This window comes from Bacillus sp. AK031 (assembly GCF_053903065.1).
On record NZ_CP096424.1, the window covers coordinates 135848 to 158885 of the forward strand.

Below are 23038 nucleotides of genomic sequence, written 5' to 3' on the forward strand. Positions count from 1 at the left end.
GAAACGAGTATAAATATAATCCTGAGTAACCCGATTGAAAAAGTGAATATTTCTCTTATCGAGAGAGGCGGAGGGACTGGCCCATTGATGCCTCGGCAGCGGACTCATCATCGAGTACTGTGCCAAATCCAGCAAGCTATAAGCTTGGGAGATAAGAAGAGCCCTCTTTGCTGTGTGCAGAAGCCTCTTCCATTCCCCCGGAAGAGGTTTTTTATTTTGACGAAACGAGAAAGGAGCAGCAAAATGATTGAATTTCAAGGCTTAACGAAAATATACGAAAGTGGCAATCAGCCGGTCAGGGCATTGGACGGCATCGATTTAAAGATCAATGAAGGGGAGATATACGGTGTCATCGGCTTTAGCGGTGCAGGAAAAAGCTCGCTGATCCGGTGTGTCAACTGGCTCGAGAAGCCGACATCCGGGAAAGTCATCGTGGGAGGCAGGGACCTTACAGCTTTGGGTCCTAAAGAAATCAGGGAGATTAAACGGAATATCGGCATGATCTTTCAGCACTTCAATCTGCTGAATTCAAAAACGGTCTTCGCCAATGTCGCCATGCCTCTTAAACTGGCAAAGGTACCGAAAGAAGCGATTAAGGAAAGGGTATTGGAGCTGCTTGAATTTGTAGGTCTCGAGGATAAAGCCAATCAATATCCTGATCAGTTATCCGGCGGGCAGAAACAAAGGGTGGGCATTGCCAGGGCACTGGCCACCAAGCCATCGATCCTTCTATGTGATGAAGCGACATCTGCCCTTGATCCGCAGACAACCAATTCGATTCTGCAGCTGCTCAGAAAAGTGAACAAAGAATATAAGATCACGGTTCTGATCATCACGCATGAAATGACGGTCATCCGCGAGATTTGTGACAGGGTTGCCGTCATCGAAGCGGGAAAAATCATCGAGGAAGGTTCAGTGTTTGATGTGTTTTCCGCTCCCCAAACGCTGACGGCAAGAAATTTTGTCAGCACCGTCATGAATGATACGCTGCCTGATTCAATCAAAGAAATTGTCAGGAACAACGCAGGAAAACAGAAGGTCTTCAGAATCAACTTTGTCGGGGAATCGGCCGGTCAGCCTCTTCTTTCGAAAATCGCTAAGAGGTTCGATATCGATACCAATGTTCTTTTCGGTAATATCACGGAGCTGCAGGGAATCCCATTCGGCAACTTGATCGTTGAATTCATCGGCAGCGACAGTGAAATCAATCGGGCTCTTATGTACATTAACCAGGAAAAAGTCGGAATCAAGGAGGTGGAGGCCAATGCTAGTTGATCAGGAGCAAATTATTGAGGCGTTGATCGAGACACTTCAGATGGTCGCTTTCTCACTGTTGTTCTCAGCGCTCCTCGGATTGCCGCTGGGAATTCTGCTGGTAGTGACACGGAAAGGCCATCTGTTGGAAAACCTGCCCGTGTTCAATGTGTTAAATGGAATTATTAACGTGTTCCGCTCAGTACCATTCATCATCTTGATGGTGGCGATCATCCCTGTCACAAGGTTGATCGTCGGAACTTCGATTGGTACAGCAGCTGCCGTCGTGCCGCTTGTTTTCTATGCAGGACCGTATATTGCGAGGTTGATAGAAAACTCCTTGCTTGAGGTGGAGCCGGGCGTGATTGAAGCGGCAGAATCAATGGGGGCGACCCCGTGGCAGATCATCATCAAGTTCCTGATACCCGAGGCACTGAGTTCACTGGTTCTCGCTTTCACCATTGCGACAGTGGGTCTTGTAGGGGCTTCGGCGATGGCAGGTGCAGTCGGAGGCGGAGGTCTGGGGGATCTCGCGATTACATACGGCTATCAGCGTTTTGATACGACCGTCATGCTGATCACGGTCGGGATTCTGGTTCTGTTGGTGCAAGGCCTGCAAACGTCCGGGAATGTTTTATCAAAAAAAATCAGAAGAAGATAAAGGGAGGATTCATCTTGAAGAAATTATTATTAGCAATCTTAATTTTGGCATTGGCGGTGACGGGGGCAGCCTGCTCCAGCACTACAAGCGGGGAAGAAACAGTAAAAGTGAAAATCGGGGTAAGCGGGTCCGATAACCGCATTTGGGATTATGTATCGGAAAAAGCTGAAAAAGAAGGAATCGAAGTGGAAATTGTCCGATTCTCTGATTATGTCCAGCCTAACATAGCGCTTGCTGAAGGAGAATTGGATGCAAATGCATTCCAGACGATTTCATACTTCAATGCTTTCAAAAAAGAGCACAACCTTGATTTAGCACCAATTGCAACGACCGTAATCGCTCCAATGGGAATTTACTCCGAGAAATATGAAAGTGTAGAAGACATTCCTGATGGCGGGAAAATTGCCGTCCCGAATGAAGCGACAAACATGGGAAGGGCGTTCCTGCTGCTTCAGGAAGCCGGTTTGATTACATTGCCGGAAGACTTTGACGGCAATGGCGACATTGAAAAAATCACAGACAATCCAAAGAATCTTGAAATTGTGCCAGTTATAGCGGGCCAGACGCCAAGGGTATTGCCGGATGTAGCGGCTTCCATCATTAATAACGGGATTGCGGTTGACGCCGGCTTCACGCCGACAAAAGATGCGATTTTCCATGAGAGCGAAACGGCCACACCTTATATCAATATCATCGCGGTCCGTACAGAGGATAAAGACAATGAAACTCTTAAAAAGCTCGCAGAAATCTATCAGGAAGATGATGTGAAAGAGTTTATTGAAAAAGAATATAAAGGCAATGTCATTCCTACGTTCGTTCCATTGAGTAATATTGGGGAATAAATTCAGTTTACAAAAATAAAAACCAAGGAGGAATTTAATATGTCATCAGCAGTTGAAGTGAACACCCAATTGAAAGCGAGAATCATTGAAAGCGTAGAAAGCAAGAGGGAGCAGTACTTGTCTGCAAGCCACAGGATCCACAAGAAGCCGGAAATCGGCAATCAGGAATTCTTTGCTTCAGAGCTGCTGACAGGGATTCTTGAGGAAGAGGGCTTTCAGGTGGAACGAGCGGTTGCCGGCCATGAAACAGCTTTTCTTGCCCGCAGGAAATCAGAAAAGCAGGGGCCGACTGTCGCGTTTCTTGCAGAGTATGATGCACTCCCTGGGATCGGCCATGCCTGCGGACATAACATTATCGGAACAACCAGTGTAGGGGCGGCGATCGCATTGGGCAAGGTGCTTGATACAACGGGTGGTGAGGTTGTTGTGCTGGGAACGCCTGCGGAAGAAGGTGGACCGAACGGCAGTGCGAAAGGGAGCTTTGTAAAACATGGACTCCTGCAGGGGGTTGATGCAGCGCTGATGGTTCACCCTTCAAACCAGACAAGGTTAACGGCTTCCTCGTTGGCAGTCGATCCGCTTGATTTTGAATATAGAGGAAGGCCGGCCCACGCTGCAGCTTCACCGGAGGAAGGCATCAATGCTCTTGACGCGGTGATCCAGTTGTTCAATGGGATCAATGCTCTGAGACAGCAATTGAAAGACGATGTTCGGATTCATGGGATTATCACACATGGTGGAGATGCTCCGAATATCATCCCTGAATATGCAAAAGCGCGATTCTTTATCCGGGCGGCAACCAGATCTTATCTCGATGAAGTGACAGAGAAAGTGAAAGCAGTTGCTGAAGGTGCGGCACTGGCGACAGGAGCGGAACTTAACGTCATTGCCTTCCAAAATGAAGTGGATAATCTGCTGCCGAATCGAACCTTTGATCATGCTTTTAAGGAAGTCATCGAAGAACTCGGAGAAGAGGTGGTCCTGACTGAAAAGGGCGGAATTGGGTCAACAGACGCCGGAAACATCAGCCAGGTGGTGCCGACAATCCATCCGTTTATTAAAATCGGCGGAGAAGAACTTGTTGGCCATACAGTGCCTTTCCGAGAAGCGGCTGCCTCTCCACGAGGTGACGAAGCGCTGATCAAAGGTGCGAAAGCACTCGCGTTGACTGGCTTGAAGCTATTGACGGATCATCAGCTGTTATCGGCAATCAAAGAAGAGTTTCTGGAAAGAAAGCTGGAGGAGGCATAAGGACCGGGCTTGGAGCAGAATGTTCTGCTCCAAGTTTTTTTGTGGATTTTTCGGTTAGATTGAAACCTTGGCGAAATTATTTTTCAGGATTCTTTTGTTATACAATAGAGACAAATCAACTGGATAGTGGAGGAGATACAATGAATCACCACCAACAGAAAATCCAAGAAGCAGCTGCTTCTATCAACAAGGTCCGCGATAAGGTAAGCCGCAGCCAGTGGAAGCCGTCCTATCACCTGGCGCCGCCTGCGTACTGGATGAATGATCCGAACGGTTTCAGCTTTTACAATGGAGAATATCATCTCTTTTATCAGCATCACCCCTTTTCTCCTGAATGGGGACCGATGTACTGGGGACATTTCAAGAGCAAGGATCTGGCACATTGGGAGGAAGTTCCGATTGCCCTGGCTCCGAGCGAGGAATATGACCGGGACGGATGTTTTTCCGGCAGTGCAATCGAGAAGGATGGAAAGCTGTACCTTATGTATACAGGTAATCAGTGGACTGGTACTGACCATGAAACAGACTTATATCAAACACAGTGCCTGGCTGTCAGTGATGATGGAATTACGTTTGAAAAGTTATCTGAAAATCCGGTCATCGATCCTGCTCCTGAGGGAGACATTCACCCATACCACTTCAGAGACCCAAAGGTTTGGAAAAAGGGAGAACACTATTATTGTGTACTTGGATCAAGGACAAAGGATCATATGGGACAGGTGCTTCTTTACCGTTCAGAGGATCTGCTGAACTGGGAATTCATCAACGTGGCAGCAAAAGGCGAAGGCAACTTTGGCTATATGTGGGAGTGTCCCGACCTCTTCGACATTCAAGGCAGGGAGGTTCTTGTCATGTCTCCGCAAGGGATGGGGCCGGAAGGGAACTTCTATCAGAACCTTCATCAGGCAGGATATGTTGCCGGCAGCCTTGATTATGAGACAGGAGAGCTGGAGCACGGGCCATTTGAGGTTTTGGACTACGGTTTCGATTTTTATGCTCCTCAAACAATGGAGGACCCGACTGGGAGAAGGATCATGGTGGCCTGGATGAATATGTGGGAAAGTCCTATGCCTGAACAAGAAGAGGGTTTTGCAGGTGCGATGACGATTCCCCGGGAGCTGTTTGTAGAAGCAGGAAAGCTGAAAACAAAGCCGGTGCCTGAACTGGAAAAACTCCGAAAGAATCATAAGCAGTATCAAAATATTGTGGTAGAAGGCGAAGCGGCACTGCCTGAAATTGAAGGGAATTCAGTTGAATTGAAGGTGGAGATCGATGCCAGGAAGGCTTCTCAATTCGGCTTGAAAGTAAGGGCAGGCGGCAAAGAAGAAACAGAACTCCTTTACTTAAGGGAGGAAAAAAGCATAGCCCTTGACCGCAGCCTGTCAGGTAAAGGACCGGGAGGCGTCAGAAAAGCTGAGACAGAGCTCATAGCGGGCACCCTCAAGCTGCACATTTTTATAGACAACTCTTCCGTTGAGGTATTCATCAATGATTATGAAAAGGTCATGACGGCAAGAATCTACCCTGATAAAATGTCATCATCCATCAGGTTTTTCAGTGACAAACCGATAGAATTGCTTTAGGTGGATAAGTGGGATTTATAAAGGCTGAAGCAAAAGTTTCTAAAAAGATTATAGAAAATTATTTTAAAAAGGGATGCCGCCAAAATGGAAGCATCCCTTTTTGTTATTCGTGGTTGGCGGGATTTAACCCGTTCATGATCATCTTCACCGTCAACTCAATTTCTTTTTCATCATCCCAATCCGCTTCCGGGATGAACAGGTGCCTGATCAGCAGATACCCAAATACACTGGATGCCGTGAAGCGGATGACCGATTCTGTCGGCAGTTCCACGATCTGGCCTCTTTCTTTGTAATGTTCCACGACCGTTTGAAATCGCTGAACTATTTTACTGGCAACATGTTCTTTAAATTGTTCCTTCAGCTCTGGATGAAAAGGGATTTCCTGAATAAGGATTCTGAAAGCAGCCATATTTTCTTTCAGAAATGCCTGCCGGTTCAGGATCATCGCTTTGATGAAATCCCCATATTGATCATACTTTGTGTTGAGCACCTTATCGATATCCCTGATGATAAAGGGCGCAATCAGTTTTGCCATCGTTGGTGCGACAATTGAGATCAGCAAATCTTTCTTCGTTTTATAGTGGCGGAAGATCGTTCCTTCCGCTACCCCTGCCTTTTTGGCAATTTCACTGGTTGAAGTAGCCGAATATCCTTTTTCCGCAAAGGTTTCCAAGGCGGCTTCAAGGATTTTCTGCTGTTTTTCTGTCAGTTTTTCTTCACTATTCAATAAGATATCTAACATATCATTCTGTTCAGCCATTCATAAACTCCTTATGATTTGAGTTACCTTATATTTTACGATATTTTCTCAAAGCTGCAACATTAAGAAGGATAAACAGCAGGGAGAACCCGAGAAGAAACAGTAAGTCTCCGGTTAGATCACCGATGGATGCCCCTCTGATCATAACATCTCTCAAGGCGTCCGCCGCATAATAGAGAGGTGTCACCAGCCCTATCCAGCTCAGCCATTCCGTAATAGTATCAAGATTGAACAGTCCTGAGAAAAAGATTTGCGGAATCACGATAATCGGAATGAATTGCATCATTTGCAATTCATTCTGGGCAAAAGCAGATAGAAGGATTCCGAGTGTTAAAGCAGATAAAGACAGTGAGGCGATAATGATCAGGACATTGATGAAGCTTCCCATCATCAGCATATCAAGCACATAAATCGCATACCAGGAAATAAACGCGGCCTGCAGCACAGCAAAAATACCGAATCCAAGAACATAACTTATGACCATTTCCCATGTTTTCAAAGGGCTGGCCAGGAGCCTTTCCAAGGTTCCACTTGTTCTTTCGCGAAGAAATGAAACACCGCTGATTAGAAATACGAAGAAAAAGATGAAGAACCCAAGCAGGACCGGCCCAAATGAATCGAATAAACCCATGTCTTTTTCTCCATAAAGATAGTCGATTTCCATACTGGATTTAGCGGTTTGCTGAGAGAATAATGATTGAATCTCTTTCATCACACTTTGGTTAACAGAAGGGTTGCTGCCTTCGAGAACTACTGAAGGAGAAGCACCCGGCTCCAATACCATATAACCGTCAATTTTGCCGTTCTCTGCTGATTGTCTTGCTTCTTCCTTACTGTCAAAACTAGTGAAGTCTTCTGTATCAAAAGCTTTTAAAGCATTCTCATTTTCTGCAAAGATACCAATTTCAGGTTCATAGGCTTCTGCATCGAAAATGAGCCACATCATCGTTAAAATTAAAACAGGAGCCAGAAACATTAAAGCCAGTGTGCGTTTATCCCTGAACAGCTGCTTGATGATCCTGATAACAAAACCGGTAATTCTGGACATTAGTTCACCCCCGCTGATAAGAAAACTTCTTCAATCGAAGAGACACCGTATTTATCTTTTATGACTGAGGGCTTATCGCTTCCAATCAGTTTTCCGTTTCTAAGGAGCCCCAACCGGTCACATCTTTCTGCTTCATCCATGACATGCGTGGTAATAAGCAAGGTTCTTCCCTTGGACTTTAACTCGTAAAATTGCTCCCAGATCTGCTTTCTCAATACTGGGTCAATCCCGACAGTCGGTTCATCGAGAATCAACACTTCAGGATCGTGAAGAAGGGCAATCGCCAAAGACAGACGTCGCTTCATGCCTCCAGAGTATAAGGCGACCGGCTTATTCAGGTGGTCAAGCAAGTCGACAGTCTCCATTACCGATTTGATCCTGTCTTCTCTTTTCTTCTTGTTCAAGCTGTATAGGGAGGCAAAAAAGTTCAAGTTTTCCTTAGCAGTCAATTCTGTATAAAGTGCATCAGATTGTGCCATGTACCCAACGGAGGCATAAACGGACTCGGCTTTAAGAGGACGTCCCTTAAATTCCACTTTTCCTGAATCGGGAGCCTCCAGTCCGATGAGCATCTTGACCAAAGTGGTTTTACCTGATCCCGATGGGCCAATCAATCCATAAATTTCTCCCGGAGGAACAATCAAGGAAATTCCTTCTAAAACACTTTGCTTGCCAAATGATTTTTTAATTTGCTCCAACACCAATATATCTTGCAAAAAGAACACCTCCACTTAATGAGTGATTACTCACTTTTATAATAAACTGGTTAACCCATATTGTAAAGTGAGTAATCACTCATTTTGTAAATGTGGTATTCAGAAAAGCAAGGTACAACTGTTATCATGCTAATGAAAAAGGAATGGACTCTAAGCGTCCATTCCTTTTTCAGGTTATTAAAATGCACTCTTTAAAGAACGAATGATACGCACTTTTCCTTTATCCAGGTTAATGCCTGAAGTGACCATTTTTTGTGCAACGGATGGTTTCACTCCCGTAATGCTGACTTCGACACCAAGAAGCTCCAGGGCATTCAGGAGGGCGCTGATAGAGTGAAAGAAATGCTGATTAGCTTCAAAAACGGAAGACAGGTCGACAATCAATGAAGATAATTTTTTTTCTGATACGCTGATCAGAACCTTTTGGGTGATGGTTTCTATTTCCAGATCATTGATGATGGTCTGGTTAAGGGGCAGGACCCCTTTTCCCTCAGGAAGCAGAATGATGTTGGATGCCATCTGTTCCAAGCTGTGTTTGAACTTTTCCTCTCTTTTTACAAAATCGGTGACATCCGAGAACTCGGCCATAGCCCCAAGCAGCTCGCCATTTTCTTCAAGTACGTGGGTTTTCAGGTTGAAATAATTATCAAACTCTCCGAATTTATAAGGCATCCTTTCAACTTTCACGGACTTACCGTACTTTACGGTATTTTCCACATGGCGTACATCATCTGGAGCATCTGGATGGAGGTCATAGACGTTTTTGTTGATAACGTCTTCTTTCTTTACTCTCAGCAGCTCTTCACATGCTGGGTTTAAATACATAACTGTATAGTCTGCATCAATAATCAAAATAGCATCTTTTAAAAAGTCCATTGCGTTATACTTATGTTTATTGAGTTCAAGGATACTTTTCTTCAATTTGAAATCCTCCCGATCGTTCATTCTTTCTTCAGTATAACATTCTGAAATTATTTTTTCTCAGGAGCTTCCCACCTCTTGCATTTTGTGGTCTGGAAGAATCATAGATTATTATTTATCAAAAGTCTTAATTCCTAGGAAAATAATGACATATGATAAAAAATACAGGAGCATCCATAAGCTCCTGTATTTTTTATTCCACCTTATCGTTTTCCCACTGGTAGGTCCAGAACCTTTCGTAAGTGACCCATTTCAGGGCTTCCGGATCTTGGGCGGCGATGCCTTCTTCTATTTTTGGCAGCATCCAGGCGGTCTGGGAACTGTGGGCTTTCATTGTTTCGATCTTTTGGTCTTTCACAGCTGATATATCATTGAAGATATCGGGTTTCCCGATATGCTCCTCGCAGTTGTTGGAGAATGCGAGGCAATGCAGTTTGGGGCGGGAAGCTTTTGGCAGCCTGCGTACGGCACGGACAACAGCGCGAGCTGTAGCCTCATGGTCAGGGTGGACGGAATAGTCCGGATAAAAGGTGATGATCAGAGATGGATCCAGCTCTTCCATTAACTCTGTCACCATATTGGCTAGCTTTTCATCATTTTCAAATTCAAGCGTTTTGTCACGGTATCCCATCATTCGCAAGTCTTTGATCCCCATCACTTCAGCCGCTTGTTGCAGCTCTTTTTTACGGATCAAAGGCAGTGATTCCCTTGTCGCAAAGGGAGGATTACCAAGATTCCTGCCCATCTCGCCTAATGTCAGGCAGGCATAAGTGACGGGTGTACCGCCTTTTATATATTGCGAAATCGTTCCGGAAACCCCGAATGCTTCATCGTCGGGATGAGGGAAAATGACGAGAACATGTTTTTCTTTTTGCATACTTCAACCTCCTAAATTTCATCTGGAGTTTACTATTAATAGTGTATGGGCTGCTTATTCAAAAGGAGCCGGACTGATTTGTAACGCGACCGCCAGTTTGCCGTCATGGTCGTGTCCCGCCATCAACAGCTGACCTTTATCGGTCTTCTCATAATGAGTGAGCCCTTCTGCATAGATCCAGCCGATATCAAGCTTAAGGCCAGCCCTGAAAGGACCTTCGCCGATAATCTTTCCGTGTTCATAATTAACAAGGGCGTTGCGTATGTAGGCTCCTGCCGAGAAAAAGTTTTCTTGGAAGTGGGAAGCATAAGCTCCGTTTGTCGTTTCTAAATGTATATAAACATCTTGTCGGGCAAAATCATTGATCAAGCCTTGGACTTTTGCCAGCGTAATAGGTTCCATAATGCTGCCTCCTTATCAGGAAATTGCAATCTTAATCCCATTTTACTAAAATCCCCACTAGAAAGCGAAAACAATGTCTTTGCTATTCAGGAGCAGTAAAAAAACCGGCGGAATCTTATTGCAGGTTCAGGGATGGAGGAGAAAAGGAAAATTAACAAATAGACGAAGAAATCGCTTGAGGTTTTTTCCTCTTCTTCTGATAGATATGGAAAGGATATGTTTTTTAGGGAGGATAATTAACAATGGTTTTAGTTTTAAAATAACAGGTGGAAAAGCTTTTTAATTTCTTTAAAATATTCACATGAATTTAGCTGGATTGAAAACTATGACTGATTGGAGCGGAAGGTGTGCGACCTCCTGCGGGATTAGCGGGACAGGTGAGACCAAGGTTACGTACCTACTGGAACGTAACCCCGCAGGCGAAGCTGAGGAGGCTCAATCTAGCTCCAGCGGCCAGCGACTAGCGGATTTCGGTCTCTCTCCTTGCGATAAGTCATCATCGAATCGCTAACGCTCTTCGTGATTCCTTTATCTCATGCGAGAGCCCTCCAATCCGTACGTCGCTGAACGGCCGCTTGCGCTTTTTAGTTCACCGCCGCCCCGCGGAGTCGTGCGCCTGGAGCGGAAATCATCGCACTCATTTCAGTATATCAATCGTCAATCCGAATGCATTCCATAAGAAAACAAGGTTGAGAAAGGATAATATCCATGCCAGCAGCGGGTTTTTGTAGTGTATAGTGATGATTGTAAAGATAACCAGGTCTAAATAAAGGGACCAGTAAATGTTCCAGCCATTATGATGAGTGATCAACCCTGTTTTCATGGCAGTTATTTCGATCAGCAAATATATAACGGCCCATAGCATAATCCAGAACATTCGTTTATATTTCCCTGCAGGAAAGTGCCCGAAGAAGATCAGAATGGTTGCCCCGTAACGGATAATCATCTTCACCAGGGAAATAATCGTATGGTTTGGAAGAATGCTCCTGTCCACAGAAGGATGGAACAGCCACATGGACTTATTAAAAAGCAAATATTGATAAAGCAGGTCTCCAATAATGAAAAACAGGAAAGTTGGATAGTACTTTCTCCAATTCTTCCAGTCTCCCCACTTAATAGCTGCAAGTACAAAGGCGGATAATAGGATAGTGTGCATTTTGGAAACATCCTTTAATGAGATTGTTTTTTACAATTTTTACCTAAATTACTCCTATTATTCATGTTTATGGAAAAATAAGTATATAATCCCGGTAGTGTTTATGATAAAAATCAAAAAAACGACTCCCAAAGGGAAGCCGTTTAAAAAGGTTAAGATAAAATTGTTCAAGGTTAAGATAAAAAGCAAGTTATAGATGGTGAAAGTCAGGCTATTAGTCTTTAGATCCGACGACAACCACTTTTCCTTTGTCAAGCTCTTCTTCATAACGGTCTGCTTCTGAATCAGTCAGGCCTAAAGAACTCATTTTGGAACGAAGCTCGTCACCGCGCTTCTTGAACGTGTTGCCAAGTTTGTCGAACATACCCTGTTCGCTCATGCCGACACTTTCAGTATCTGTTCCTTCCGTAAGGTCCTTAGAGCGTTCTTTGTCGTGAGCAAAGATATAAATATCATCCTTCTCATAACCTTCGCGGTTTAAGTCTTCAACTACTTTAGTTGCATGTACTCCATTTTCGACAGTAAATACTTTATACAAAGTAAAAGCCTCCTCTTTTTAAGTGTTTAATGAAGCAGTATATATACTATCTACCCGGTTTACAGAGTGCTAAACAAGCTTAATAAGTGGTAAAATTAAGTAATTTTTGAATGCGGTAGCCCAGATATTTCAACCAGGTGATGCCGTATTCTTTATTGCTGTATTTCTCTGTATACAGGCCTTCTTCATTACTCCAGATCCGGTTGAAGTAAGCCGATACTTCTTTGTTTACCTCTTGTTCCAAAGGGGTTTCAACCCACAAGTTGGTTTCCAGGTTAAGGTCTTCCAGGTTTCTGGTCGTGTAATTGGTCGACCCTCCGAGCATGACCGCTTTCTCTTTTTTCCTTATATAAAGCAGCTTGGTATGGTATTGTTCCATTTCTGTGTTGTACCAGCGGATGTGGATATTCTTTTCTCCTCTGCGGTATAGCTCTGATGCAACAGGGATGTTGGGCAGTCCCATTTTCTGCTGTCCGAAAGCATTTTTGTTTGGATCCAATATGATGCGGACGTCCGCCCCTCTATTTGCTGCCCCTACAAGTCCATTGATGACTTTCCTTTCCGCCAAGTAGAACATTCCAAGCCAGACAGTGTCACCCTTGCCGGCTTTATTCAGTTCTTCCAAGGCCCTTTTATACACTTCACCCTCTGTCAGAACCTGGACCTTGATAGGTCCGCTGTTTTTGGAACGGCTTTGATAGTCAGGCAATTCCGGCCCGTTGGAATAACGTGCGGCTGCTTTCTCAGTTTTGAGAATATCTCCAATGATTGGCCCTTTCACTTCGAAAGCAATATTGGAATGCAGGCCGCTGGCATTATGCGGATTGGCAGAGGTGACGAGGGCGGATTGATCGGTCGCCACGACTTTTCGGTGATTTGCTTTTACATTCAACAATTCTAAATAAGAGCGGAGAGTAACTTTTGGAGCAGTTTTGGCCAGAGGGTTCTCAAGCCACCCTTCATCGTCGGGCTGGGATTGAAACCATTGGAAAAAGGTTCTCCATATAGCACTGTATACATAGTTGGAGTCCCTTAAGGGTTTGAGGTCAGTGAACATAACGTCAATTCCATGCTCTTTCAGCCTCTGTATCTCGGGAGTGTGGTGAGACCCATAGGTGGTATTAAGGTGGTCGGTTATAAAGACAATCGGCATATCAGGGTTCTTTCTTTTTTTCTCCACAAGGGCATCAGTCAAATTGCCGGCAAGGTCAGGCATGCGGTGGTCTCCGTCATAATAACTGTTGAACAGAAACATATCGACGACGACAAACTCTTTCGCCTCAGCAATGATTTCATTAATCCTCTTAAAAATTCTGGATTCATGAAGGAAATGGCCGGCATGGTCTTTATAGGATAAGTCATAGAGGAAATTGACATCCTTCACATGAAAGACCTGTCCTTCATAAGAGGTTCCTTTTGGTAAAGGTTTGTGAGTTTGGTAGAACATGATCGACCCAAAAAATACCAATATGGCAAGGGTGATCAGGACAGCTTTCTTGTGAACCCAGCTAGATAAGGATTTCATGGCGTTTTCCTCCATTTAATAGTAATTAATCCTTTACCCTTTATAGTGATCTTGTATTCCAACTATCGACATTTTTTTCTATAATACTAGTAAGGAGTGTGAACTAGTTGAAAAATAATGAAGATAGAATAAGAGAAATAGAGGCACTATTGGCAGAATTAAAAGACAGCAGCCAGCAGACAAGCGCCACGGCCGTTTTAAATAGAAGGAAAGTGAAATTGCCATTTTGGAAAGCGGGAAAGGCGGTCCTTTCGATATGGAAGAGTAAATTCCTGATCCTGTTGTTGATTGTGGTCCTTGCTGTTTCAGGCCTGTCGATTGGCATGTATTCATGGTTGTCCGGCAGCACTTTCCAGGAACAGCAGGGCTCTTTCGTTGAGCAGATTAAGGAAATGAATTCACTCGCGACAGCTCAAGCTTTTACCAAGGCGGTGATTGAGCAGGAAGATAATAAAATATTCGGCAAGGAAATTTCCGCTGATCTTCCAGGAACGAAAAGGAAATTGCTGTTGGTCGTCCCGGGGACAGTGCTCGCGGGTGTTGACCTGAAAAAAGTGACAGAAAATGATATTTTGGTAGATGAAGAGGGAAAAGAAATGACGATAGAGCTGCCCAGGGCTGAGATCCTCCAGTCTCCTTCCTTGGATACAGCCAATATCAAAACCTTCTCCGTTGAAGGGTTATTTCGAAGTGAAGTGGATTGGGAAGAGGGCTTTACCCTTGCACAGGAAGCAAAAGATCTGATTCGCCAGGAAGCAATGGACCAGGGGTTGCTGCAAACGGCAGAAAAGAATGCTGAAAAATCCTTGAAAGAATTTTTCCAGCAGATGGGCTACAAAGTGACAATCAATTATAAGCGTTAGCAAGAAAGGGTGTTATTAGTGGCTGACAAGTTTAAGAATGATTGGAACGATGTAATGGGAAATGAACTGGAAAAACCATATTATTTAAAATTAAGAGAGTTCTTGAAAGAGGAATATAGAACACAAAAAATATTTCCGGAAAAGCAGAACATATTTAACGCATTGAATTCCACTTCATACAGCGAAACGAAAGTTGTGCTGCTCGGCCAGGATCCTTATCACGGAGAAGGGCAGGCGCACGGATTGAGCTTTTCGGTCGGAAAGGGTGTAAAGATCCCGCCGTCATTAAGAAATATCTATAAAGAGCTTCATCAGGACATCGGCTGCGAAATTCCCGAGCACGGCAACTTGAGTAAATGGACCGAACAAGGAGTCCTTCTATTAAATACAGTCCTGACGGTCAGGGAAGGGAAAGCTCATTCTCACCGCGGGAAAGGGTGGGAAACGTTCACTGACAAAGTGATAGAAGAGCTGAACAACAGAGATAAGCCTCTTGTGTTCATGCTGTGGGGCCGGCCTGCACAGGAAAAACTGAAGCTGATCGACAGTGGCAGGCATTTTATCATTCAATCCCCGCACCCAAGTCCGTTTTCTGCCTCAAAAGGCTTCTTCGGAAGCAAGCCTTTTTCCCGGGCAAATGAGTGGCTGAAGAAGATGGGAGAAGGCGAAATTGACTGGTGCATCGAATAGCCGGTTCACCAGCCTTAGTATGAGACAAAAACTTACATGTTCCACGTGAAACATGGATTCTTTTGGCGAATCAAAGCGGAAAAAAGGCTTTGATTCGCTCTTTCAGTTCTATGGAGACTTGGCACAATGCATGTATTGACAGCGTGTGAAGTAGCCAGGATAAGGCACTTATGATATATGTTTGATAGAATAAGGAAAGAATGATGAAATAGGGAGACGAGAGAATTGCCAGAGAAAAAGAGAATCAATTGTTTTCAATGCCAATCCTTTTATACAACATGGCAGCCTGCACATCCAAGGGGCTGTAAGGCTTATGGGTTCAAGTCAAAGGCGATGCCGTCACTGGTCGTTTTTCGATCCTCAGGGGAAAGCTGCCTGAAATTCACGCCTAAAAGCAGATCCCAAAAATGAAATTTTTCTGTTGAGATGCAGGTACATGATCAATAGAGGTGAAACAAGGAGAATACATTACAAAAGGCAAGGGGGGATACGATGAATATATCTCATGTTTCATTGATAAATAAGATCGAACAGGAACTATCACAGGCGAAGAAGGCAGAAAGAGCACAGAATATCAGAGAGCATCTTCATTCAATTAAGGCACTTTGCGAAGTCATGCTTGAAGATGAGAGTCAGCAATCACGACCGGCTGCCTTTACCAATGACGTCACACAGCCGCAAATGGCAGTGCCGCTGGCGAATCAGCAATCACAGACAGTAAGGATCAGTGAAGAAAGCAAGCTGGCAACAGATGATGGAGCCAATGGCGATTCACTGTTTGAATTTTAAAGAAGGATAGGGAGTGTACAGGGTATGAAGACATTTATCATTATCGGGGCAATCAATGCGTTTCTTTCAGTAGCACTGGGAGCCTTTGGCGCACATGCACTGGAAGGGAAAATCTCACAGAAGTACATAGATACTTGGAATACAGGAGTTCTTTATCAAATGTTCCATTCAATCGGCATCCTGATTGTCGGGGTGCTGGCGGGGAATATTGCCGCCAGTTCACTGCTTAACTGGTCAGGCTGGCTGATGTTGATCGGCATCATCTTATTCTCCGGAAGCTTGTACATATTGAGCCTTTCAGGAATCAAAGTTCTGGGTGCCATCACACCGCTGGGAGGAGTAGCCTTCCTGATTGCCTGGGTGCTGCTGATCATTACGGCAGTGAAATCTATGTAAAAAATAGAAAGACTGCGAGCCGCAAATGCTCGCAGTCTTTTTTTATTATCTTGGTGAGTAGGCTCCTACGCCTGCACCTGCTCCATAAGGATATTCGTACTCGATTTCTTCATCGAAGGTAATGTAATCCAGATAGATCATCGGCAGTAAATAACGCATGCCCGTTTGCGGATCGCTCAAGACGATATGGTCACGTCCTGCTGCTTCAATGATTCCTTTGAATACTTTGGCATTCCACTCCCGGTTGTTCTCGAATGTCATGTAGACAGTCGCTACTTTTCCTTTGTTCAGGCGCAGAATATTTTCGATGTAAGACTCTTCTAAAGGCAGTTGCCCGGGAAGAGGCTGTGCTACTTGAGGAGCACTGACAGGCTGAGGAACCTGCATTCCTTGCCCTCCGTAATACTGACCGCCTGAGTAAGTTGGCGGCTGGCCGTAATAAGGCTGATTATAGCCATAACCGTATGGATTAGAACCAGTTGATTGTTTCAAAATATTGACCTCCTTAATTAATCATAATCCTTCGTGACGAAGGTGTTCCACGTCGATTTACGCAAATGCATGGCTGCACATAACAACTCATAACTCCCTTTATAAAAGAAAAGAATAATGAAAAGAGAGCCGAGTCTGATTTCACTATTTCATTTTTATGTAAGGGGTGAAGGAAATATTCCAGATGGAGGGAGAAGATTAAAAAGGGTTTTGGAGAGATGCTGTACTGATTAAAGTTAAATTAGGGAAAAGGGCTTCAGGTGAATGTGGAATCCTGATTGTTGGTGGCTAAGTGGGTAAAGAGGCGGGGAATTGGAAAAACGCACCCTATGTTAAGCGATTGTTTTGATGTAATTATAGCCCTTATTTTAAGTGAATGGATATTTAATAAAACAATCTGATTCAAATGTAATTAGGAAAATTTTTTGATTGGAGCGGAAGGCGTGCGACCTCCTGCGGGACTAGCGTGACAGGTGAGACCCCGCAGGCAAAGCCGAGGAGGCTCAACGCACGCCCCGCGGAGTCGCACGCCTGGAGCGGAAATCACTCTGCACATATTGAAAAAGACCAAACAGAACGGTATCTGCTTGGTCTTTTTTAACAAGATAAGAAAGTTTGGATGATGGGCGGCGGTTCTGAATCCAGCTCCAGCGCCTAGCCCCTCGGGTCATAAGTCAATCCGGCAAGAAGGTTAAAGAGCAACCTTCTCGCCGGCTCGTCTTATGCCTGTCGGGGCTGAACAAGGCGCTTGCGCTTTTTAATCAAACATATAGGAAATGGGCAATTTTTTCTTCTTTAAGAAGGTTTCCTACGAAGAAAGTGCCGAAATCGCCGTAGCGGGCGCTTACTTCATCAAAACGCATTTCATACACAAGCTTCTTGAATTGAAGTACATCATCAGCAAACAATGTGACTCCCCACTCATAGTCATCAAATCCGACAGAACCGGTGATGATCTGCTTTACTTTGCCTGCATACTGGCGGCCGATCATTCCATGGCTGCGCATCATGCTGCGGCGCTCTTCCATCGGAAGCATGTACCAGTTGTCGTTTCCTTGGCGGCGCTTGTCCATCGGGTAAAAGCAGACATGGTTTGCTTTTGGAAGGATCGGATAAAGACGCGCACGTACATGCGGGTTCTCATACGGATCTTCACCATCAGCAAGATAGTTGCTCAATTCAACCACTGATACATAAGAGAAAGTTGGAACAGTGTATTGAGCAATTGTCAGTTTGTTGAACTCATTTTCCAGATCGTTCAATTCTTCCATTGTTGGGCGAACGATCATCATCATGAAATCAGCTTTCTGGCCGACAATCGAGTAAAGCGCGTGGCTTCCCTCTTCTTTATTTTGTGTTGTATTCATTTTTTCAAGAAAACCGTGAAATTCATTGATCGCAGTTTGTCTTTCATCGCTGGATAGCATTTTCCAAGAAGTCCAGTCCATTGCGCGGAAGTCATGCAGGGAATACCAGCCATCCAGTGTTTGAGCCGGTTCACTCATGTGTATCACTCCTTCTATAAACTTATATGCAACCTTACTATATCATAGTTTGGCCAAAAGGCATGAATAAGAATCTTGACCGAAAAACAACAATTGTGTGCAGCCTGCATACAGCGTTTGCCAAAGGGGAAGAATAAAGCAGGTTGAATGTAAAATATTCGAAAAACAAAAACTTTTTCAATGGAAACGCTGCCACTGTCCGTAATTCTTGAAATCTCCCGGCAGAAGAGTATTCTAAAAGTGGATATCTTAAGGAGGGCTTAATTTATGAGCAATCTATTTGAAACGTTAATGAATAAAGTAACAGGAAAAAACCTTAAAATTGTTTTTCCGGAAGGCACCGATGAGAGAATCGTAACAGCAGCTTCACGCCTAGCTGGTGATGGCATTCTTACGCCGGTTATCCTTGGAAAAACGAGTGATGTGCAAGCAAAGGCACAGGAACTGAATGCATCATTAGAAGGCTGTGAGATCATCGATCCTGCCGACAATGAATACAGCGGTGAACTTATCCAGTCCTTTGTGGAAAGAAGAAAAGGAAAAGCCACAGAAGAGGATGCAAAGAAAATCCTTTTAGATGAAAATTACTTCGGCACCATGCTCGTATACACGGGGAAAGCCAACGGATTAGTAAGCGGAGCGGCACATTCCACTGCCGACACAGTCCGCCCGGCCCTGCAGATCATCAAGACAAAAGAAGGCGTTCGCAAAACATCCGGAGTGTTCATCATGGTCCGCGATGATGAAAAATACGTTTTTGCAGACTGCGCGATCAACATTTCCCCGGACAGCCAGGATTTAGCTGAAATCGCAGTGGAAAGCGCGAAAACGGCTGAAATGTTTGATATAGATCCCCGCGTGGCGATGCTCAGCTTCTCTACTAATGGATCAGCCAAATCCCCGGAAACGGAAAAAGTGACAGAAGCAGCAGCAATCGCAAAGGAAAAAGCGCCTCAGTTAACACTCGATGGCGAGTTTCAATTTGATGCTGCTTTCGTACCGTCAGTGGCAAGCAAGAAAGCACCTGACTCCGTATTGAAGGGTGATGCAAATGTATTCATTTTCCCAAGCCTTGAAGCAGGAAATATCGGATACAAAATTGCTCAGCGCCTGGGCAACTTCGAAGCGGTGGGACCGATTCTCCAAGGCCTGAATGCACCGGTCAATGACTTGTCCCGTGGATGCAATGAAGAAGATGTTTACAAGCTGGCACTGATTACGGCAGCCCAGTCTATATGAGTTATCCGGTCTCTCTATGAGGGGCCGTTTTTTGTTGGTTTTATAAATTTCCCAAATTCTTGAAAATTGGTCAAGCTATCAAGGCTTAAGTCCATACGGTTTGTCCCTTTTTGAATATCTATAGTACAAAGGAGGTGTGAAAATATGACTACTATTGTAATCGATCCAGGTCATGGAGGAAATGACCCTGGTGCAACCTACCGAAATTTTCAGGAGAAAAACTATAACCTCTCCATCGCTTTGAAGGTAAGGGATTACTTGCAAAAAAACCATGACGTAAACATTCTTATGACGAGGACAACCGATACGACCATGTCCCTTACTGAACGGTCCAACTTTGCCAACTCGAGAAATGCCGACTTTTATCTGTCGATTCATAACAATGCTGCAGGCGGAAGGGGTTTTGAAAGCTATATCTACAACGGTTCCGTTTCGCAGGAAACGAAAAACTATCAGACTATTATCCATGACCAAATCATGTCCTCTGTAAAACAAAAGTACGGGATTACAGACAGGGGCAAGAAACGCGCAAACTTTCACGTTCTTCGTGAAACAGAGATGAATGCGCTGCTGCTTGAAGTCCTGTTTGTCGATAATCCTGAAGATGTCAAACTTTTGAATAATCCGGCTTTCATTGCTGATGTTTCCACTGCCATTGCCAAAGGGACGGCTAAAGCGTTATCCCTGCCAGCAAAGACGACGCCATCCGGAACACTCTACAAAGTCATCGCCGGCTCGTTTACAGACCGGAAAAATGCCGAGAACAGGGTCAGCTTCCTGCTCTCAAAAGGAGTCTCTTCTTTCATCGTGCCGACGCAGATTTCCGGAAGGCAGTATTTCAGGGTCCAGGCCGGAGCCTTCTCAAGCAAGGGAAATGCCGAGGCGCAAGTGGAAAAGCTTAAAGGTTTTGGAATTGGCGCGCCGTTCATTGTGACAGAAGGGGAACCGGATTCGCCACCCCCGCCGCCCCCGCCGACACCGGAAGAACTTTTTACAATCAGCGGGGATACTCTTCTACATCCTCATCAGCTTGATGACTTTGTCAGGACGGTAAATCCTGATGCTCCGTCACTAGGCCAATACTATGTGAAATACGGCGAGGCCTATGGTTTGAGAGGAGATGTTGCATACGCCCAGGCCATCCACGAAACCGACTACTTCCGTTTCACCGGTCTGGTAAGTGCAGAACAGAACAACTATGCCGGAATCGGCGCAACAGGTCCAGGCAATCCGGGAGCGGCTTTTTCAACACCTGAAGAAGGTGTGCATGCGCAAATCCAGCATCTGTTTGCCTATGCTTCAACAGAGAGCATCCCTTCAGGATACGAACTTGTCGATCCAAGATTCAACCTAGTCACAAGAGGGATCGCGGAAACATGGACAGACCTGAATGGAAGATGGGCAGTGCCTGGTACAACCTACGGCCAGAGCATCATAAGGGTGTATAAACGAATGGTGAACCATACAATTGGGAAGCTTGATGAACAAAAGCAGGAATTGAACAGCCTGCTGGAGGAACTAAACTAAAACAGCGTTTTGCGACGCTGTTTTTTTATATTAAAAAAATGAAAATAATGGAACTCAGCCGCCGATTTCCGGCTGACGCTGATATGATATAATATTTGTCATGATAACCGAAGGAGAACGAACCATGGAAAAGCAAAAAATAGAATCACTTTTAATACAGCCGCAATGGCGGATCATCGACCAGTCCAGCCTCGGGCCGATGTTCGATGCGCTTCAATCCTTTGCGATCGATGATACATTATGCACGTCAGTGGGCGCGGGGAAATCGCCTGCGACAGCAAGGGCCTGGGTGCACCACCAGACAATCGTACTTGGCATCCAGGATACAAAACTGCCGGCACTTGAAGATGGTTTGAAGGTGCTGGAAGAGTTCGGTTTCAGATATATCGTCAGAAATTCAGGGGGACTGGCGGTCGTCCTGGATGAAGGAGTCCTTAATTTGTCACTGATTTTCCCCGATACGGAAAAAGGCATCGATATCAATCGCGGGTATGATGCCATGCTTCAGCTGACACAGGACATGTTCAAGGATTTTGCGGTTACTATTGAAGCGAAAGAAATCGTCAACTCTTATTGTCCCGGAAGTTATGATCTCAGTATCAACGGGCAGAAATTTGCAGGGATTTCCCAAAGACGGATCCGGGATGGAGTAGCCGTCCAGATCTATCTTTGTGTAACCGGGAGCGGCTCTGAAAGGGCGAAGATTATCAGGGACTTTTATAAAGCAGGAAAAAGAGAAGAGAGCGGGAAGTTCATCTTTCCTGAGATTCATCCGGAAGTCATGGCGTCGCTTTCCGAGCTTCTTGGAGTGGACCTGACGATTCAAGATACGATGCTGCGTTTTCTGCAGTCGTTGAAAGGATTCAGCGGGAAAATTTATGCAAGCCAGCTCGAAGGCGGCGAACTTCCTCTATATGATGGCTATCTCGCAAGGGTACAGCAGCGGAATGAAAAGGTTTTGGAGAGATAATGGAAGGTTTTGGTCCGGCAATCTATTTGATTGCCGGATTTTTTATCAGACACCTATCTCCAGTACAAGCCATCAGGTTATCCATAAAAAAACACCGATTCCAAAAGGAAATCAGTGTTCTCCAATCCTATTCAGCTACTTTTTCCAGATTGCCGTTGCGGTCCATTTTGAATCTTGGCGCTTTGCCTTCTTCATCTTCAAATAAGACGAGCTTTCTTGCGCGGTTCATGATCTGCATCAATGTTTCGTAATCTTCCTGCATCGTCACCGTGTTCTTTTCGAGTTCGGAAATCTTTCTTTCCAGCTCGGCGTTTGTGCGTCTGATTTCAGCGTTCTCGTGCCTTAATCTCTGATTCTCACTTTTTAAGATGTCAGAGTGGAAATTGGAATGAGCCAGGTTTTGCAGGTAGGCGATCACCTTTTCCAGGGACATCTCCATTTTCCCTTCCGCCGGGCGCTGCATGGCCGGGGCAGTTGGCTGCTGAGCGACAGAAGGTGCTGGCGCCGGCTGGCTTACTTCAGAAGTTTCCAGTGCTTCTTCCGCAAATTCTGTGTCCACCGCCATCGTTTCCGTCACAGGACTAGTATACTCTTGTTCTTCCTCATCCATTTCCGATGACATCGATAGAGACATAGCATCAAGCTCATCATAGGATGGTGTTGGCGGCTGATATAATAGCTTTTTCTTTCCGCCCTGGTCTTTGCCGAGCAGGCGCTGGCGCTGTTTGCGCTGTTTCTTTGCAAGTCCCAATGCTTTTTCATATTGATGGCGGACAACGGCATTCCAGCGAAAACCGCAAGCCGCGGATGTACGGTTCAATTTGTCTCCCACTTCTTCAAAGGCATTCAGCTGCGTGCTGCCTTCTCTTACATGGCGCAAAACGGTTTCGGCCAATAGCAGATCATCTTCTTCAGTCCAGGCATCTTGTCTAGATTTCATTCTTTCCAACTCCCTTATGTTAGTAACTTTTCTTACTAGAAGTCTGTACAAATAAAAGGGAATCTATACGAATATGTTAAAATTATTTTTTTC

General features: G+C 44.9%; 24 protein-coding genes and 1 riboswitch. Of the genes, 12 read left to right on the forward strand and 12 right to left on the reverse strand.

The annotated features are described in order from the left end of the window. Positions 1-52 precede the first annotated feature (52 nt). Positions 53-158, forward strand: a riboswitch (SAM riboswitch). Between the two features lie 85 nt (positions 159-243). The 5 genes from M1E09_RS00645 to M1E09_RS00665 all read left to right on the forward strand — a co-directional run bounded on the left by M1E09_RS00645 (position 244) and on the right by M1E09_RS00665 (position 5591). Next, positions 244-1275 carry a methionine ABC transporter ATP-binding protein gene (locus M1E09_RS00645; RefSeq protein ID WP_456272986.1) on the forward strand — a complete coding sequence of 344 codons (1032 nt, stop codon included), beginning with the start codon at positions 244-246 and terminating at the stop codon, positions 1273-1275. Next, positions 1265-1915 (forward strand): methionine ABC transporter permease, encoded by a 651-nt coding sequence (locus M1E09_RS00650; RefSeq protein WP_456272987.1) that lies wholly within the window; start codon positions 1265-1267, stop codon positions 1913-1915. Before M1E09_RS00645 ends, M1E09_RS00650 begins: the two co-directional genes overlap by 11 nt. A 14-nt stretch (positions 1916-1929) precedes the next feature. Continuing rightward, positions 1930-2757, forward strand: a complete 828-nt coding sequence (locus M1E09_RS00655) for a MetQ/NlpA family ABC transporter substrate-binding protein (protein ID WP_456272988.1) — start codon at positions 1930-1932, stop codon at positions 2755-2757. 39 nt (positions 2758-2796) lie between these two features. Continuing rightward, the gene (locus M1E09_RS00660) at positions 2797-4008 is read left to right on the forward strand and encodes a M20 family metallopeptidase (protein ID WP_456272989.1); all 1212 of its coding nucleotides are present in this window, start codon (positions 2797-2799) and stop codon (positions 4006-4008) included. 140 nt (positions 4009-4148) lie between these two features. After that, the gene (locus tag M1E09_RS00665) at positions 4149-5591 is read left to right on the forward strand and encodes a glycoside hydrolase family 32 protein (RefSeq protein ID WP_456272990.1); all 1443 of its coding nucleotides are present in this window, start codon (positions 4149-4151) and stop codon (positions 5589-5591) included. 103 nt (positions 5592-5694) lie between these two features. Here the strand turns inward: M1E09_RS00665 and M1E09_RS00670 are convergent, their stop codons facing one another. The 9 genes from M1E09_RS00670 to M1E09_RS00710 form a co-directional block, all read right to left on the reverse strand. Beyond that, a complete protein-coding gene (locus M1E09_RS00670; protein ID WP_456272991.1) occupies positions 5695-6351 on the reverse strand; it encodes a TetR/AcrR family transcriptional regulator in 657 nt (218 codons plus the stop codon). A gap of 28 nt (positions 6352-6379) precedes the next feature. Beyond that, a complete protein-coding gene (locus M1E09_RS00675) occupies positions 6380-7399 on the reverse strand; it encodes an ABC transporter permease (protein WP_456272992.1) in 1020 nt (339 codons plus the stop codon). Continuing rightward, entirely contained in the window at positions 7399-8115 is a 717-nt protein-coding gene (locus M1E09_RS00680) for an ABC transporter ATP-binding protein (RefSeq protein WP_456272993.1), read from the reverse strand. The genes M1E09_RS00675 and M1E09_RS00680 overlap by 1 nt, the downstream gene beginning before the upstream one ends. A gap of 177 nt (positions 8116-8292) precedes the next feature. Next, a complete protein-coding gene (locus M1E09_RS00685) occupies positions 8293-9036 on the reverse strand; it encodes a PAS domain-containing protein (protein ID WP_456272994.1) in 744 nt (247 codons plus the stop codon). A 193-nt stretch (positions 9037-9229) separates the two neighbouring features. Next, positions 9230-9913, reverse strand: a complete 684-nt coding sequence (gene bshB2 / locus M1E09_RS00690) for a bacillithiol biosynthesis deacetylase BshB2 (protein ID WP_456272995.1) — start codon at positions 9911-9913, stop codon at positions 9230-9232. 54 nt (positions 9914-9967) lie between these two features. Then, the gene (locus tag M1E09_RS00695; protein ID WP_456272996.1) at positions 9968-10315 is read right to left on the reverse strand and encodes a YojF family protein; all 348 of its coding nucleotides are present in this window, start codon (positions 10313-10315) and stop codon (positions 9968-9970) included. A gap of 637 nt (positions 10316-10952) precedes the next feature. Continuing rightward, a complete protein-coding gene (locus M1E09_RS00700; RefSeq protein ID WP_456272997.1) occupies positions 10953-11471 on the reverse strand; it encodes a CBO0543 family protein in 519 nt (172 codons plus the stop codon). 214 nt (positions 11472-11685) lie between these two features. Beyond that, positions 11686-12009, reverse strand: coding sequence for a general stress protein (locus M1E09_RS00705; protein WP_456272998.1), 324 nt, complete (start codon positions 12007-12009; stop codon positions 11686-11688). Positions 12010-12088: 79 nt separating this feature from the next. Then, a complete protein-coding gene (locus M1E09_RS00710; protein WP_456272999.1) occupies positions 12089-13534 on the reverse strand; it encodes a phospholipase D family protein in 1446 nt (481 codons plus the stop codon). 107 nt (positions 13535-13641) lie between these two features. On the opposite strand from M1E09_RS00710, the gene M1E09_RS00715 reads away from it, so the two are divergent. From M1E09_RS00715 to M1E09_RS00730, 4 genes are all read left to right on the forward strand, one after another. Further along, positions 13642-14397 (forward strand): DUF4230 domain-containing protein, encoded by a 756-nt coding sequence (locus M1E09_RS00715; RefSeq protein WP_456273000.1) that lies wholly within the window; start codon positions 13642-13644, stop codon positions 14395-14397. A gap of 54 nt (positions 14398-14451) precedes the next feature. After that, positions 14452-15087, forward strand: coding sequence for a uracil-DNA glycosylase (locus M1E09_RS00720; RefSeq protein ID WP_456274863.1), 636 nt, complete (start codon positions 14452-14454; stop codon positions 15085-15087). A 492-nt stretch (positions 15088-15579) separates the two neighbouring features. Further along, the gene (locus M1E09_RS00725) at positions 15580-15876 is read left to right on the forward strand and encodes a YwdI family protein (protein ID WP_456273001.1); all 297 of its coding nucleotides are present in this window, start codon (positions 15580-15582) and stop codon (positions 15874-15876) included. Positions 15877-15900: 24 nt separating this feature from the next. Beyond that, positions 15901-16272, forward strand: coding sequence for a DUF423 domain-containing protein (locus M1E09_RS00730; RefSeq protein WP_456273002.1), 372 nt, complete (start codon positions 15901-15903; stop codon positions 16270-16272). A gap of 45 nt (positions 16273-16317) precedes the next feature. Here M1E09_RS00730 and gerQ read toward each other — a convergent pair whose 3' ends face one another. Both gerQ and hemQ read right to left on the reverse strand, forming a co-directional pair. Then, positions 16318-16764: a spore coat protein GerQ gene (gerQ, locus tag M1E09_RS00735; RefSeq protein ID WP_456273003.1), complete on the reverse strand. Its 447-nt coding sequence runs from the start codon at positions 16762-16764 to the stop codon at positions 16318-16320. A gap of 761 nt (positions 16765-17525) precedes the next feature. Further along, the gene (gene hemQ / locus M1E09_RS00740; RefSeq protein WP_456273004.1) at positions 17526-18269 is read right to left on the reverse strand and encodes a hydrogen peroxide-dependent heme synthase; all 744 of its coding nucleotides are present in this window, start codon (positions 18267-18269) and stop codon (positions 17526-17528) included. Between the two features lie 267 nt (positions 18270-18536). Between hemQ and pta the strand changes: the two genes are divergently transcribed. From pta to M1E09_RS00755, 3 genes are all read left to right on the forward strand, one after another. Then, positions 18537-19508 (forward strand): phosphate acetyltransferase, encoded by a 972-nt coding sequence (gene pta / locus M1E09_RS00745; RefSeq protein WP_456273005.1) that lies wholly within the window; start codon positions 18537-18539, stop codon positions 19506-19508. Positions 19509-19652: 144 nt separating this feature from the next. Then, positions 19653-21035, forward strand: coding sequence for an N-acetylmuramoyl-L-alanine amidase (locus M1E09_RS00750; RefSeq protein ID WP_456273006.1), 1383 nt, complete (start codon positions 19653-19655; stop codon positions 21033-21035). A gap of 124 nt (positions 21036-21159) precedes the next feature. Next, positions 21160-22005, forward strand: a complete 846-nt coding sequence (locus M1E09_RS00755) for a lipoate--protein ligase family protein (protein ID WP_456273007.1) — start codon at positions 21160-21162, stop codon at positions 22003-22005. Between the two features lie 127 nt (positions 22006-22132). On the opposite strand, the gene M1E09_RS00760 is transcribed toward M1E09_RS00755, so the two are convergent. Then, on the reverse strand, positions 22133-22945 hold the full coding sequence (locus M1E09_RS00760; protein WP_456273008.1) for an RsfA family transcriptional regulator: 813 nt from the start codon (positions 22943-22945) through the stop codon (positions 22133-22135). Positions 22946-23038 lie beyond the last annotated feature (93 nt).

Excerpts from the sequence above, each read along its gene's own strand:
- M1E09_RS00700 (WP_456272997.1), bottom strand. The coding sequence starts at position 11,471 with ATGCACACTATCCTATTATCCGCCTTTGTACTTGCAGCTATTAAGTGG.
- M1E09_RS00755 (WP_456273007.1), top strand. The coding sequence starts at position 21,160 with ATGGAAAAGCAAAAAATAGAATCACTTTTAATACAGCCGCAATGGCGG.
- M1E09_RS00650 (WP_456272987.1), top strand. The coding sequence starts at position 1,265 with ATGCTAGTTGATCAGGAGCAAATTATTGAGGCGTTGATCGAGACACTT.
- M1E09_RS00720 (WP_456274863.1), top strand. The coding sequence starts at position 14,452 with ATGGGAAATGAACTGGAAAAACCATATTATTTAAAATTAAGAGAGTTC.
- M1E09_RS00665 (WP_456272990.1), top strand. The coding sequence starts at position 4,149 with ATGAATCACCACCAACAGAAAATCCAAGAAGCAGCTGCTTCTATCAAC.
- M1E09_RS00710 (WP_456272999.1), bottom strand. The coding sequence starts at position 13,534 with ATGAAATCCTTATCTAGCTGGGTTCACAAGAAAGCTGTCCTGATCACC.
- M1E09_RS00695 (WP_456272996.1), bottom strand. The coding sequence starts at position 10,315 with ATGGAACCTATTACGCTGGCAAAAGTCCAAGGCTTGATCAATGATTTT.
- pta (WP_456273005.1), top strand. The coding sequence starts at position 18,537 with ATGAGCAATCTATTTGAAACGTTAATGAATAAAGTAACAGGAAAAAAC.
- hemQ (WP_456273004.1), bottom strand. The coding sequence starts at position 18,269 with ATGAGTGAACCGGCTCAAACACTGGATGGCTGGTATTCCCTGCATGAC.
- bshB2 (WP_456272995.1), bottom strand. The coding sequence starts at position 9,913 with ATGCAAAAAGAAAAACATGTTCTCGTCATTTTCCCTCATCCCGACGAT.
- M1E09_RS00730 (WP_456273002.1), top strand. The coding sequence starts at position 15,901 with ATGAAGACATTTATCATTATCGGGGCAATCAATGCGTTTCTTTCAGTA.
- M1E09_RS00760 (WP_456273008.1), bottom strand. The coding sequence starts at position 22,945 with ATGAAATCTAGACAAGATGCCTGGACTGAAGAAGATGATCTGCTATTG.
- M1E09_RS00750 (WP_456273006.1), top strand. The coding sequence starts at position 19,653 with ATGACTACTATTGTAATCGATCCAGGTCATGGAGGAAATGACCCTGGT.
- M1E09_RS00670 (WP_456272991.1), bottom strand. The coding sequence starts at position 6,351 with ATGGCTGAACAGAATGATATGTTAGATATCTTATTGAATAGTGAAGAA.
- M1E09_RS00660 (WP_456272989.1), top strand. The coding sequence starts at position 2,797 with ATGTCATCAGCAGTTGAAGTGAACACCCAATTGAAAGCGAGAATCATT.
- M1E09_RS00645 (WP_456272986.1), top strand. The coding sequence starts at position 244 with ATGATTGAATTTCAAGGCTTAACGAAAATATACGAAAGTGGCAATCAG.
- M1E09_RS00675 (WP_456272992.1), bottom strand. The coding sequence starts at position 7,399 with ATGTCCAGAATTACCGGTTTTGTTATCAGGATCATCAAGCAGCTGTTC.
- M1E09_RS00725 (WP_456273001.1), top strand. The coding sequence starts at position 15,580 with ATGAATATATCTCATGTTTCATTGATAAATAAGATCGAACAGGAACTA.